The 12,263-nt window shown below is 73.1% G+C and carries 13 protein-coding genes; 9 read left to right on the forward strand and 4 right to left on the reverse strand.

Annotated elements, in window-relative coordinates:
* Positions 1–232: 232 nt before the first annotated feature.
* From ACFW2G_RS24650 to ACFW2G_RS24685, 8 genes are all read left to right on the forward strand, one after another.
* Positions 233–658, forward strand: a complete 426-nt coding sequence (locus ACFW2G_RS24650) for a secondary thiamine-phosphate synthase enzyme YjbQ (protein ID WP_037917121.1) — start codon at positions 233–235, stop codon at positions 656–658.
* A 129-nt stretch (positions 659–787) separates the two neighbouring features.
* Complete coding sequence (locus ACFW2G_RS24655; protein WP_037917123.1) at positions 788–1,234, forward strand: hypothetical protein; 447 nt, start codon at positions 788–790, stop codon at positions 1,232–1,234.
* Positions 1,235–1,701: 467 nt separating this feature from the next.
* Entirely contained in the window at positions 1,702–2,586 is an 885-nt protein-coding gene (locus ACFW2G_RS24660) for a YhjD/YihY/BrkB family envelope integrity protein (protein WP_384456041.1), read from the forward strand.
* Between the two features lie 92 nt (positions 2,587–2,678).
* A complete protein-coding gene (locus ACFW2G_RS24665) occupies positions 2,679–5,321 on the forward strand; it encodes a LuxR C-terminal-related transcriptional regulator (RefSeq protein WP_384581735.1) in 2,643 nt (880 codons plus the stop codon).
* A gap of 179 nt (positions 5,322–5,500) precedes the next feature.
* Complete coding sequence (locus tag ACFW2G_RS24670; RefSeq protein WP_037917131.1) at positions 5,501–5,701, forward strand: hypothetical protein; 201 nt, start codon at positions 5,501–5,503, stop codon at positions 5,699–5,701.
* Between the two features lie 124 nt (positions 5,702–5,825).
* Positions 5,826–6,284 carry a hypothetical protein gene (locus ACFW2G_RS24675; RefSeq protein ID WP_037917134.1) on the forward strand — a complete coding sequence of 153 codons (459 nt, stop codon included), beginning with the start codon at positions 5,826–5,828 and terminating at the stop codon, positions 6,282–6,284.
* A 477-nt stretch (positions 6,285–6,761) separates the two neighbouring features.
* The gene (locus ACFW2G_RS24680) at positions 6,762–7,001 is read left to right on the forward strand and encodes a chaplin (RefSeq protein WP_037917135.1); all 240 of its coding nucleotides are present in this window, start codon (positions 6,762–6,764) and stop codon (positions 6,999–7,001) included.
* A 133-nt stretch (positions 7,002–7,134) separates the two neighbouring features.
* Positions 7,135–7,782, forward strand: coding sequence for a hypothetical protein (locus ACFW2G_RS24685; RefSeq protein WP_384581737.1), 648 nt, complete (start codon positions 7,135–7,137; stop codon positions 7,780–7,782).
* Positions 7,783–7,809: 27 nt separating this feature from the next.
* Here ACFW2G_RS24685 and ACFW2G_RS24690 read toward each other — a convergent pair whose 3' ends face one another.
* The 3 genes from ACFW2G_RS24690 to ACFW2G_RS24700 all read right to left on the reverse strand — a co-directional run bounded on the left by ACFW2G_RS24690 (position 7,810) and on the right by ACFW2G_RS24700 (position 11,046).
* Entirely contained in the window at positions 7,810–9,303 is a 1,494-nt protein-coding gene (locus ACFW2G_RS24690) for a cellulose binding domain-containing protein (RefSeq protein ID WP_384456052.1), read from the reverse strand.
* A 470-nt stretch (positions 9,304–9,773) separates the two neighbouring features.
* Positions 9,774–10,145 (reverse strand): VOC family protein, encoded by a 372-nt coding sequence (locus ACFW2G_RS24695; RefSeq protein ID WP_037917140.1) that lies wholly within the window; start codon positions 10,143–10,145, stop codon positions 9,774–9,776.
* 88 nt (positions 10,146–10,233) lie between these two features.
* Complete coding sequence (locus ACFW2G_RS24700; RefSeq protein WP_384581739.1) at positions 10,234–11,046, reverse strand: LysR family transcriptional regulator substrate-binding protein; 813 nt, start codon at positions 11,044–11,046, stop codon at positions 10,234–10,236.
* Positions 11,047–11,104: 58 nt separating this feature from the next.
* On the opposite strand from ACFW2G_RS24700, the gene ACFW2G_RS24705 reads away from it, so the two are divergent.
* Positions 11,105–11,509: a DUF5997 family protein gene (locus tag ACFW2G_RS24705; RefSeq protein ID WP_172671262.1), complete on the forward strand. Its 405-nt coding sequence runs from the start codon at positions 11,105–11,107 to the stop codon at positions 11,507–11,509.
* Between the two features lie 136 nt (positions 11,510–11,645).
* Here the strand turns inward: ACFW2G_RS24705 and ACFW2G_RS24710 are convergent, their stop codons facing one another.
* Positions 11,646–12,221, reverse strand: coding sequence for a YdeI family protein (locus ACFW2G_RS24710; RefSeq protein WP_384455654.1), 576 nt, complete (start codon positions 12,219–12,221; stop codon positions 11,646–11,648).
* Positions 12,222–12,263: the final 42 nt, after the last annotated feature.

Consider the following 12,263-nt stretch of genomic DNA (forward strand, 5'->3'; position numbering starts at 1 on the left):
GATGCCGAAGCGCGCTTCCCCCGGCCGGCCGCGCCCACCGGGCGCGGCGAGGAGGTTGCACCCGCGCCCCGGACGTCCTGCGGCGCGCGAACGTCAGGTCGGCGGTCCGCCGCTGTGTCCGGCCGACCCCGCGAACCGGAACCCCTGGCGGCCCAGTGACGGTCGATCACCTCCGCGCGGACAGCCGGCCGGGTTGCGCCGTCGCGCACGGGTGCGGCGGCAGGATGGCGCCATGGCCGACGCCTTCGTATCGCGCACCGTCGACGTGACGACCGGGAACCGGGAGACCGTCCACGACCTGACTTCCGCCTGCGCCGCCTTCCTTCAGGAGGTCGCGCGCGGGCGGAGTGGACTCCTCAACATCTTTACGCCGCACGCGACCGCCGGGCTCGCCGTCATCGAGACGGGAGCGGGCAGCGACGAGGACCTGCTGACCGCCCTGAAGTCCCTGCTGCCGGCCGACGATCGGTGGCGGCATCGCCACGGCTCTCCGGGCCACGGGCGTGACCACGTCATGCCCGCGTTCGTCCCGCCGCACGCGACGCTTCCGGTGATCGACGGAACGCTGGCAATCGGAACCTGGCAGTCCGTCACTCTGGTGGACACCAACCGGGACAACCCCCGCCGTCGGGTCCGGCTGTCCTTCCTGGCCGGATGACCGGGGCGCCGAGCGGGCGCAGGGGTGAAGACGTATCCATCATGACAGGTCAGAGCACGTTTTCGTAGGATCAAGAGCACAGTGGATTGCCCTTGTTCGGGCCCCTTCGCGGCTTTCAGAATCAGCGTCATGAATCACACGGCGCACATCAACCACGACGCGGTACTCCGGGCCCGAGTGGCCCTCCTCGGTTCCCAGACCCTGACCACCCGACAGGAGGTCGCCGCCTACCGGGTACTCGCCCAGGTGAGCCCGCTCGCCTATCTGCCCCAGCTGGCCCGGGCACTGTGCACCTACAGCCGGCAGGATTTCGCCGATCAGCCCGGCACGGCCCTCGCCCTGCGGGCCGAGGCGGTCGGGGCCGCCCGCCGGATGCACTCCCTGGAGGCCGGACGGGCGCAGCTGCTCATGGTCGTGCTCAAGGCCTACGGTCTGCAGCTGGCGGTCATGGGGCGTCAGGAGGAACTCACCGCGGTGCGGGAGGAGATAGTCCGGCTGGAGGCGGACGGGCAGGGGGAACTCGGCCCGCTGGAAAGGGAGATCGTCCGCCTGGACGGCGGTCACCAGGGTCCGTAGCGGGGACGGCGGACGCGGAGGGCGGCGTCGGGCGGCCTTCCGCCCGGACCCGGACCGGTCCTCACCAGCGCCAGTGAGGTTCCGCCCGCCACCGCCCCCGACCGGCCTACCGTGGCCGGGTCGAAGCCGGACTCCGTTCCCGAGGGCGGTGGCGGGCCTCGGCCGACGCCCCGCGTCCCGGGAGCCCCGGCGCCCGCGCCGCGGCTCCCGCAGGCCGCCGGTGACACAGGGCGGGCCGTCGACCGCCGCGCGTGCCAGGCCCTGCGGTACGGCCGGACCGGCCGCCCGGGACGACGGCCGTACGTCCGCTCCGGGCCGGCCTCGGACCTCGGGCCGGAGCCACCGGGGCCGCGCTCCCCACCCGCGCGGGGGCCGCTCCCGACGTGCCGGACGTTCGGTGCGGCCGCATCCTTCTCGTGGAGGGCAACCGCAGCCGACAGGCGCCGTCCGGGGAAGGAGCCGTCACCGTGTCGGAACCGCGTGACAAGCCGCCCCGCTTCACCGTGCCGGCCTGGATGCGCACCTACACGCCGTTCCTCGGCCGGATCCTCGAACAGTTCGCGCGCGTCAACCTGCTGGACTGTGCGACCCGGCTGGCCGCGCAGGCTTTCCTCGGCGCGATCCCCGCCATCTTCGTCATCGGGGCCCTCGCACCCGACTGGATGCGCAAGCAGCTCGTCTCCACCATCAGCGGGACCCTGGGCCTCACGGGCCCGGCACTGGACCAGATCCGCTCGGTGGTGCAGAACAGTGGCGAGGACACGGCAGCCCTCGCGAGCACCGGGGTGGTGGGCGTCGTGGTCACACTGCTGTCCGCGACCGCCTGCAGCCGCGCTCTCCAGCGGACCTGCGAGCGCGCCTGGCACCTGCCGAAGGCGGGGGCCCGGCTGGCGGCCTGGCGCTGGCTGGCCTGGCTGCTGGTCTGGCTGACGGCGCTGCTGTTCCAGGGGCCCGTGCAGCAGGCGTTCGGCGCCGGCCGGGTCCTCGGCGCGGTGGTCTCCCTGATCAGCGGGATCCTGCTGTGGTGGTGGACCCAGCACCTCCTGCTCGGCGGGCGGGTGGCATGGCTTCCCCTGCTGCCCGGCGCGGTCTTGGTCGCGGTCGGGGCGGGCCTGATCAGCTGGGGCTCCCAGTTCTACATGCCCCGCGCCCTGAACCGGAGCCTCCAACAGTTCGGCGGCCTCGGCTTGGTCTTCGTCGTCCTGTCCTGGCTGATCATGTTCTTCGTCGTCGTCACCATGGGTGTCGCCGTGGGGTACGTACTGGCCCACGAGCACCTGCTGGCGCGTCGGCTGGGCACGGCCGACGACCCGCCGCAGCGCGCACCCGGCCCCGGGCCGGCCCAGCGGTGAGCCCGCCCGAGAGCCCGGCGGCGGGCCCGCACCTCACCCGTACCGGACGGCACGAGTGGTGATCACGACCGATCGCGGTTTCAGTGGAGGCTGTGGCCCGACCGCAGAGCGACCCGATGCTCACGGCCCGCTTCACCGCACCGGCCGTGCCCAAGACCCTCGTCCACCGACCCGAGCTGCTCAGCCGTCTGACGGCCGGGGTGCGGGGCCCGCTCACCCTGATCAACGGTCCGGCCGGCTCGGGCAAGACGGTGCTCACCGCGCACTGGGCGGCCGGCGGCCGGGCGCCGCGGCCCCCTCTGTGGCTGACCGTCGAACCCGACGACGCCCCCGGCGTCTTCTGGGCGTACGTCATGGAGGCCCTCCACCGGGGCGGGGTCGAGCTGCCCGCCGCCGTGGGCAGGCCGACCCGCGCCGAAGGGGTGACCCAGTCCTTCCTGGTGCGTCTGGCGGCGGCTCTGGCCGATTCCGCGCAGCCCGCCGTACTCGTGCTCGACCAGTTCGACACGGCCCGCCCGCCCGCCATGACGGAGGGACTGGACTTCGTGCTTCGGCACGCCGCCGGAGGCCTGCGCGTCGTCCTCACCAGCCGGACGGACTCCCTGCTGCCACTGCACCGCTACCGGGCGGCGGGCGAGATCGCGGAGATTCGCCAGGCCGACCTCAGGTTCACCGACGCGGACGCCGAGGCCCTGCTGGCCGAGCACCGGCTGGACCTCTCGCAGGCCGGGATCCGGCTGCTGATGGAACGGACCGAGGGATGGGCCGCGGGGGTGCGGCTGTGCGCCCTCGCGATGCAGCGCAGCCCCGACCCGGAAGCCTTCGTTCGCCAGTTCGCGGCCGACCGCACCACGATCGCCGACTACCTGCTCAAAGAGGTGCTCGACGCGCAGCCGCCGGCCACCCGGGACCTCCTGCTGCGCGTCAGCATCACGGACCGGGTCCACCCCGACCTCGCGGACGCGCTGACCGGCCGTGACGACGCCGCCCTCACCCTCGCCCGGCTGGCCCGCGACAACGCCTTCCTGGAACAGGTCGACGCATCCGCCTGGTACCGGCTGCACCCTCTCTTCGCCGAGGTCCTGCGCGCACACCTGCGTCAGCGCCACCCGGGGCTGGAGCAGCAGCTGCACGGGCGGGCGGCGCGCTGGCTCGCCGGGACCGGCCGGCTCGACGAGGCCGTGGTCCAGGCAGCGGCCGCCGGCGACTGGTCGTTCGCCGCGGGGCGGCTCGTCGACGACCTGGCGATCGGCCGGCTGTTCACCGGCCTGCGGGCGGAGCGGCTGAACCGGGCGTTCGCGCCCCTGCCCGCGGACGCGGCGGGCGCGGCGCCCGCCCTGGTCGGGGCGGCCCTCCGGCTGGTGGTACAGGACCTCCCCGGCTACCGGGATGCGGTGCGCCGCGCGGACACCCACCTCGGCCCCGGCTCCGGCGCCGCCGCCAGGTTCAGCCGGGCCCTCCTCGGGACGCTCGCCGGGCGCGCGACCGGGGACCTGGCGGCCACCGAGCGGGCGGCGGCCGACGCCGAGCGGCTCCTCGGCGAGCTGCCGGCCCCGCTGGTCGCCGCGCACCCCGAGATCCGTGCCCTGCTCCTCGCGGCACTCGGCGCGGTCAGGCTCGGCGCCGGACGGCTCGACTCGGCGCGGGCTGCCCTCGCGGCTGCCGCCGAGGCCTGCGCGGAGCCGGCCGCCGAGCCGGTAGGGGATCCCGGCACCCGGTATCCGCTCTGCGACGCGCTCGGCTCGCTGGCCCTCGCCGAGCTGATGCGGGGCCGGCTGCGGCGGGCCGCCGAGCACGCGCGTGCCGCCCTCGCCGTCGCCGAGCAGTCGGCGCTCCCGCCCGAGCGCCGCTCCGGCACCGGTCACCTCGTCCGGGCAGGCGTCGCCGTGGAGCACGACGACCTGCCGGCCGCCCGAATCCACCTGGACCTGGCGACCACGGCCGCGGCCGCCGGCCTCCGCCCCGATAGCACGGCAGCGGTCCAGGCCGCCGTCATCGGAGCCAGGATCGCCGCCGCCGGGGGCGACGGCGAGGCCGCTCTCGCCATCCTCGCCCGACTGCGCTCGACGGGGGCCGCGGAGCCGTTGTCCGCGTGGGCGGCGGACGCGCTGGCCGTGGCCGGATCGGCAGCTCACCTGGCATGCGGTGACGCCGTGGCGGCCCTGCGGGTGCTCGACGCCGCACCCTCCGCGCGGCCCGAGCACGTGCTGGCCCGTGCCCGCGCCCTCCTGGCGGTCGGCCGCGCCGGGGCCGCCGCGCGAGAGCTCGCGGGCCTGCCCGCCGGCGACGGCGTCGCGCCGCCGGTGCGGGTGGCGGCGTACCTGCTCGGAGCAGAGATCGCCGCCGCGGACGGCCACGCCGTGGAGGCCCGCCGGAAGCTGGCCGAAGCCGTGGACCTCGCCCGGCCGGAGGGACTGTGCCGGCCGTTCGCCGAGAGCGGCCCCTGGGTTCGCCGACACCTGCGAGAAGGCTCCCGTCCGGCCCCGGGCCGCGTCCGCCCGGCCGACCCGGCGACCGGGCCCGGCACGCCGTCGCCCGTGGTGGAGGCGCTCAGCGCACGGGAGGCCGAGGTGCTGCGCCAGGCCGCACGGATGCTGTCCACTGAGGAGATCGCTGCCGAGCTGTATGTGTCGGCCAACACCGTCAAGACTCACCTCAAGAGCATCTACCGCAAGCTCTGCGTCACCCGCCGCAGCGACGCCGTCCACCGAGCCCAGGACCTCGGGCTGCTCTAGGGGGAAGCGCCTCGCCCGTACCGGGCGATGCCGGGCTGCGGGAGCCGGGCCGACGATGGCAGGGCAGAACTCCGCGAAACCCGGCAGCACACGGCAGAGCCAGGCAGAAATGAGGCAGGAACCAGGCAGGCCGAGTCACGGCACCTGACGTCTTCCTCCGGAGAGAAGTGAGTGCTCTCATGCGCTACGCGTTCCACATCTCGGGCGTCGTGCCGGACACGCTCGCCGCGAGCTTCCCCGAGCTCGACCGGATCCCGGTCCGGGAGCAGACGCTCCTCCTCGGCACCGTTGCGGACGAGGCGCACCTGTACGGGCTCCTCACCCGCTTCCAAGCCATGGGCCTGCGGGTTCTCGAAATGCGCCAGGTACCCGCCGCCTGACGCCGCGCCCGCTCCACGACCCGGAAGGGAGGACCACCCGCTTCGGGTGATCACGAGAAACCGTCGGCCGGACGACACTGTGGGGTGTGTCCGGCGCGGTACCGCCAACTGTGAGGTGAGTTCGATGGGCCAGTCGACACCGACCGGGGGAAATTGGAACACCGGCCCCGCGCCGGGCACCACACCGCTGTCCAGCGGAGGCGACGGAACCGGAGGGGCGGTCGGTACGTTCCTGGCCGCGGTCCTCCTGGTCGTGACCGGATGCCTCGCGATCTTCCAGGGCATCGCGGCCATCGCCGAGGACGACGTGTACGCGCGTCTGGGCAGCTATGTCTTCGCATTCGACCTGACGTCGTGGGGCTGGATCCACCTCATCGTCGGGATCATCGTCGTGCTGACCGGAGTGGGCCTGTTCCTCGGCTCCAACGTGGCCAGGGGCGCAGGCATCGTGCTCGCCGGACTCAGCATCATCGCCAACTTCCTGTGGCTGCCGTACCAGCCGTGGTGGTCGATCATCATCATCGCGATCGACGTGTTCATCATCTGGTCCCTGTGCACGAGTTGGTCGCAAAAGCCCGTGTGACATGGGTGGTCGGGCGTGCACCCGGTCCGGTTCGACACGGGCCGGGCGCCGCCCTGCGCAAGGGCGAGGCCGCTCCCGCGCGGCGGCCCCCGGTGCACCCGGCGGGGGATCGGCCGGGTGCCGGCGCCGGGCCCTGCCCCGGCGTCGTGGCAGATCGCCCCGGGCTGCTCCGCCGCCCGCCGGTTCCGTGAAGTCGCTGCCCTGGAAGCCCGGTTCGTTTCTTCGAGGCTGGCTGGGGCTTTCCGCGTCGTGCTGCAGGAATCCGAACTGGTGTGTTCGAACAGAGAATTCGAGCCCGGCTCTGCCGTGGGCCGTCACCCTGGATACCACCAAACGGAGGTCGTGCGGGCACCTCTTCGAGGGAACGGGGCCGTCCGGGCTTCGGGCGGTGACGGTCTGCTGCCGAAGAAGGAGGGGCGGCCCCCCTCGGGGCCGTGCGGTGCTCCGGCACCGTCCTGCACGACAAGGAGATTCCACGTGTCGCGTGTTTGGAAGAGTGCGGGCCTCGCCCTGGTGATGGGCCTGGCGGTCATCGGCGGTGCGTCCTCGGCCTCGGCGGACTCCGTCGCGGAGGGTTACGCGGTCGGCTCGCCGGGCGTCCTCTCGGGCAACGTCGTCCAGATCCCGATCCACATTCCGATCAACGTGTGCGGAAACAGCATCAACCTGATCGGCGCCCTCAACCCGGCCGCCGGTAACACCTGCATCAACGCCTGACGGCCGAAGCACCGGGCCCGTCCCGGCCGGACCTCCGGTCGGGACGGGCCTTCGTCCGTGCCGGGGCGGACCCTCGTGAGGCGTCGCGCCGATGCCGTGCGAGGCTTGTCCAAGACCCTGGAGGAGACCAAGCATGCACACGCCGAGCCGGCCCGAAGACCTCGATCACCCACAGCAGTTGTGGACCAGGGCCGCGATCATGGCGATGGTCGACGTCGCCTCCTCCACCGGCACGGAGTTCGCCCTCGACGAGGACGGCCTGTGGTGCCACTCCACCGGAGCCGACGGCTGGTGGCGGCTGAGCGTGTTCGACGAAGACCGCGCGGTGTTCTGCGGTCAGGACCCCGACGGCAGCACCACCCACATCGGCGGCGAGCAGATCGACTTCCTGGCGGGTGGGCCGGACTGGCTGCCCTGGGAGCTCCTGCGGGACGACGCCGACGGCAACATGTTCGGCTTCGTCTACTGGTGGGAGAACGGAGCCTGGCATCGCATCCCGTACCCGCGGGAGCTGCACGAGGACGGGCTGGAGGGAGCCGCGCCCTGGGCCGGCTCACACGAGGAGTTCCTCGGCCTCACGGCTTCCTCCTTCGACGCCCCCTCCGTGCACGAGCGGGCCCTCGCCGACGCCGTCGACCGGTTCGCGGCGCTCGTACGCGAGGGCAGGGCCGACGCCGAGGCGGCGACGGCCCTGCTCACCGCGCCCGGCACCGAAGGCCGCCTCGCCCCGCGCGTCGACATGGCGCTCGACTTTGCCACCCGGGCGGGCATCCTGGTCTGATCCGGCCGAAGCCGACCGGGCCGTGCGCTACTTGAGGGCGGCGAAGGCCCTGGTGAAGGCCAAGGGCTGCTGGAGGATCGAACTGCACGTGGCGTCCGCGTGGCTGACGGCTCCGGCCGCGCACTGCTTGTCCCGCGTGGAGGACCACATGGCCAGCCTGCCGACTCCCTTCGACGCCGCGAACTCCACGAGCTCTGTCGCGTCCGAGACCGTGAAGACCTCGCTGGCCACGTCGTTGACGCCGATCATCGGCGTGACGGCCAGGGCCTTCCACGCCGCCGCCTCGGAGAGTCCGAGCACGCCCTTGATCTGGGCCTGGGTGGCGGTCGCGGCCTGGATCGCGTACTGCCCCATGTCCCCGCTGTACGCGGGGCCGTAGTCCATCGCCATGATGTTGACGGCGTCGACGCGGACGCCGTTCTTGCGGGCGTCGGCCAGCAGCGCCACCCCCGGCTGGGTCAGGCCTTCGGGCATCACGGGCAGCGTGAAGGCCACGTCCAGACCCGGGTGGGCCTTCTGGAGCTTGGCTATGGCCTGAGCGCGGCGCGCGTTGGCAGCGGTGTCGGGCAGGGCCGCGCCCTCGATGTCGAAGTCGACCTTGGTGAGGCGGTACTGGTCGACGACCTTCCCGTAGGCGGCGGCGAGGTCGTCCACCGTGGCGCAGTTCAGGGCGAGTTCGTGTCCGGCAGCCCCACCGAAGGACACCCGCACGTCACCGCCCTGGGCGCGCAGCGCACCGATCTGCGCGGCGACCTGGTCGTTCGCGAGTTCGGTGACGCCGCCCCACAGCGGTGCGCAGCCGCCGCCGGAGGTGATGAAGGCCAGGTGGAACTCCTTCACGCCGGTCTTGGCCGCCGTGTCGAGCAGGTCGTACGCGGGATAGAGCGAGGTGTCCACGTACGGCGCGAAGCGCGCGCCGCCGACCGGTGCCGGGGTGGTCGCCGTGGGGGAGGGCGACGCGGTGCGGGTCGGCCGGGCGGAGGTCGCCGAAGCGGTCGGGGCGGTGGTCGGGGCCGCAGTCGGAGCCGCGGTGGCGGTCGGCCGGGTGGTGGGTCGCCCGCTCGGCTGGGCGGTGGCGCTCTGGTCGACGGAGCACTTCACTCCGTCGATACGGCAGCCCGTCGGGTCGCCCGGGGCTCCGGGGCCGCTCGCGACGAATCCGACGGTGACGGAGGCGCCGGCTGCCAGCTCCCCGTTCCAGCCTGCCGGCTTCACGGTGACGCGCTGCCCGGCCACGGTGTGGGTGCCGTTCCAGAGCGAGTCGATCTTCGTGCCCGTCGGGAGGTCGAACTCCAGCGTCCAGCCCGACCGGGGCTGCCCGGTGCTGTTGGTGATGACGTACTGCCCGGTGTAACCGCCGCTCCAGGAACTGGACTTCGTGTAGACGGCCCCGACGGACCCGGCGTGTGCGGTCCCGGTGAGCGCGAAGGCCGCACCGCCGATCACCGCCGCTGCCACGATCGCGCCCGTGACCCTCGCCGTACGACTCGTCCTGCGCCGGTGACCGAGTGTGCTGCCCATCGCGTGCCTGCCTTTGTGCTACTGGGGAGTTGGGGTTGCGGCAGCACGCTAGCCGCCCCGAAACGGACATTCGTTCGCTTCGGGGCGGTCTCGATGAGCCTTAGGTTCCGCTTAAGGAAGGGGAAAGCGGGGGATCAGGAAGGGCCGTTGTCTGCGTGGCTCTGCCCGCGTCACCGGCCGCAGCCCGCCGACGGGATCTTCGGTTGCACGGATGCCGGCCCCGGCCGGGTGAGCCTTCGGCCGCCTTCCGCCCGAGCGGGCGCGCCGGAGCCGCCCGTGCGGGACCGCCGTTTCCACGCAAGGTCGTGGACTCCATCGCGGGCACAGCCGTCGGAGCAGGGGACCGCCCGGTCGACGACGTCGTCATCGAGTCGATCCGCATCAGTGAGGAACGGCACGGCGGCGAGGCCTCGCAGTCCCCTCCGCAGGGCCTCACGCCCCGTCCGTCTCTCGCAGACGGGGTGGGGGAGTCAGCCGTGGGTCGCGTCGATCACGCAGAAGCGGTTGCCCTCGGGGTCCGCCAGGACCACGAAGTCAGGGTTCTCGGGGTAGGAGTCCCACTCCACGTGCCGGGCTCCCAGCGACACCAGCCGTGCCACCTCCGCCGCCTGTTCGGCCGCGTCCGCCGCGTACAGGTCGAGGTGGACGCGGGGGCGCCGCTGGACCGGCGTGATGCTGCGGCCGAGGGCCAGTGCGGGTCCGGCGCCGTCGGCCGGTTCCAGGACGGTCCAGCCGTCGTCCACCGCGCCGTCACGTGGTACGTAGCCCAGCGCCCCGGACCAGAATGCGGCGGCCCGCCGCACGTCCTCGGCGCCCATGACGATCGTCCCGATGGTCAGCATGATCCGATTCTGGCAAATCCTTGCCGGTGACGGTTCTTCGAGGACCATTCCACGGTCCCCGCCGTCCGGGATGCCGGGGGCCGGAGCCCTAGGGGCGCCGCCGGGGCTTGCCGCCCTTGCCTCCCTTGGCCCCGCCGGAGCCACCGCGCGCGTTCTTCCCGGCCGCCTTGCCCGAAGCGGGCTTGCCGGACCCGGCCCCGGACCCGCGCCGGGGTCCGGGGCCGACGGCCTTGCCCGTGCCCCGCTCGGGCCGCTTGCCCTTGGCCTTGGGCTGCTGAGCCGCCTGCTGCCGGCCCCGCGTGCTGTTCACCGTCCGTCCGCGGACGATCCCGATGAACTCCTCCACCAGGTCGGGGGTGGGCTCCGCCTGTGGCCACGACAGCGCCACCCGTGACGTGGGTGCGTCCGAGACCGGCCGGTAGGTGAGGTCCCTGCGGTGGTGCAGGCGGGCCAGGGACTGGGGCACGACGAGCACGCCCACACCCGCCGCCACCAGCTCGATCGCGTCCGCCGTCGTGGCGGGCCGCTCGATCGCGGGCTGGCCGGGAAGCTTCTCCCAGTCCAGGGTGTCGTCGAGCGGCTGCCACACGACCTCGTCGGCGAGGTCCTCGGTGGTGACCTCCTCGGCCGCCGCCACGAGGTGGTCCTTGGGGACGACGACCACCGTGGTCTCGGTGTAGAGGGGGATCGCGCTGAGGTCGGTGCGGTCGACCGGGAGGCGGACGAAGCCCGCGTCGGCGTCACCGGCGCGCAGGACGCCGAACACCTCGGCGGAGGAGACCTGCGCGAGGGTCAGGGGTACGTCGGGCAGCCGCTCGTTCCAGATCCGCACCCACTTGGCAGGGGTCACGCCGGGGACATAAGCGAGCCGGAACGCTGGGGGTGTTTCCGAGCCTGTCACCCCGCAAGGTTACCGGGCGTGGTCGGAAGCCGTGCACATGCTCGATACCCTTGACCTCATGACGTCGCACCAGAACACCCAGACGATGAAGCCCGCGACCGCGGCGAAGAAGCTGGGCGTGTACCTCCAGGCCACCCCCGCAGAGTTCCAGGAGGGTGTCGTCTCGCGCAGTGAACTGAGCGCGCTCCAGGCCGACCCGCCCCAGTGGCTCCAGGAGCTGCGCCGCAACGGTCCGCACCCCCGCCCGGTCGTCGCCTCCAAGCTGGGCGTCTCCATCGCCGGCCTCGCCCGCGGCGGAGTGACCGAGCCCCTCACCACGGAGCAGATCGAAGCGCTGAAGCAGGAGTCCCCCGAGTGGCTCCTGCGGGAGCGCGCCACCCAGGCAGAGGTCCGCAAGGAAGCGGTGCGGATCAAGGAGCGGAACGCGGAGCGGGCGGAGCAGGCGCGCCACCAGGATTCCTGACCCGCCGAGGGCCGACTTCCCGGGCCCCCGGGCCCCCGGGCCCCCGGGCCCGGCCTCCCCGTGAGCGGTGGGGTCGGGCCCGATGCCTTCTCCGGGGGCAGGGAGAGCCTGGCCGCCGCCCCGACATCTCACCGCCTCATTGCGGAGGGTCACCGGCCAGCAGGCGCACGGCCCGGTCGAGCCGGGCCTTCCTGGTCTCCGGCGTGAGGGCCTGGAGCAGCGGCAGGGCGACCAGGTAGCGACCGGTCCGGTCCAGTGCGTCGAAGGCCGCGCGGGCCTCGGGACGCGCCGCGAGTGCCGCTTCGAGGTCCTCCGGCACCCCCGCGGTGCGTTGTGGGGCGTAGGCGCCGACCCAGCGACCGTCCGCCTGTGCCCTGCGCACCTCGTCGAGCCCCGGTTCCCGCATCCGGCCCGTGGCGGTCAGCGCCGCGACCTTGTCGACGTTCACCTGCGACCACAGGCTCCTGGGCCGGCGCGGCACGTATTTCTGCAGGTAGTGCGTGTCGTCGAGAGAGCGTCGCTGCCCGGAGATCCAGCCGTAGCAGAGCCCTACGTCGACGAGCTCGTCATCGGTGACCGACGGGATCCCGGACTTCTTCTTCGCGAGCTTGACCCACACCCCTTCCTGGCGTGTGTAGTGCTCGGCAAGCCAGCTTTCGAACGCTTCGGCGTCCGCGAAGCCGACGATCTCCACCCCGTTGAGTTCGTCCATGTGCGACAGGCTATCGGCCGTTGATCTGCGGACGAATCCATT

The sequence above is a fragment of the Streptomyces sp. NPDC058880 genome, assembly GCF_042742535.1.
Classification (GTDB): domain Bacteria; phylum Actinomycetota; class Actinomycetes; order Streptomycetales; family Streptomycetaceae; genus Streptomyces.

What these genes read in the sequence shown, in the direction of transcription:
- ACFW2G_RS24650 (WP_037917121.1), top strand. Translation starts at nt 233, where the DNA reads ATGGCCGACGCCTTCGTATCGCGCACCGTCGACGTGACGACCGGGAAC.
- ACFW2G_RS24655 (WP_037917123.1), top strand. Translation starts at nt 788, where the DNA reads ATGAATCACACGGCGCACATCAACCACGACGCGGTACTCCGGGCCCGA.
- ACFW2G_RS24670 (WP_037917131.1), top strand. Translation starts at nt 5,501, where the DNA reads ATGCGCTACGCGTTCCACATCTCGGGCGTCGTGCCGGACACGCTCGCC.
- ACFW2G_RS24675 (WP_037917134.1), top strand. Translation starts at nt 5,826, where the DNA reads ATGGGCCAGTCGACACCGACCGGGGGAAATTGGAACACCGGCCCCGCG.
- ACFW2G_RS24685 (WP_384581737.1), top strand. Translation starts at nt 7,135, where the DNA reads ATGCACACGCCGAGCCGGCCCGAAGACCTCGATCACCCACAGCAGTTG.
- ACFW2G_RS24690 (WP_384456052.1), bottom strand. Translation starts at nt 9,303, where the DNA reads ATGGGCAGCACACTCGGTCACCGGCGCAGGACGAGTCGTACGGCGAGG.
- ACFW2G_RS24695 (WP_037917140.1), bottom strand. Translation starts at nt 10,145, where the DNA reads ATGCTGACCATCGGGACGATCGTCATGGGCGCCGAGGACGTGCGGCGG.
- ACFW2G_RS24705 (WP_172671262.1), top strand. Translation starts at nt 11,105, where the DNA reads ATGACGTCGCACCAGAACACCCAGACGATGAAGCCCGCGACCGCGGCG.
- ACFW2G_RS24710 (WP_384455654.1), bottom strand. Translation starts at nt 12,221, where the DNA reads ATGGACGAACTCAACGGGGTGGAGATCGTCGGCTTCGCGGACGCCGAA.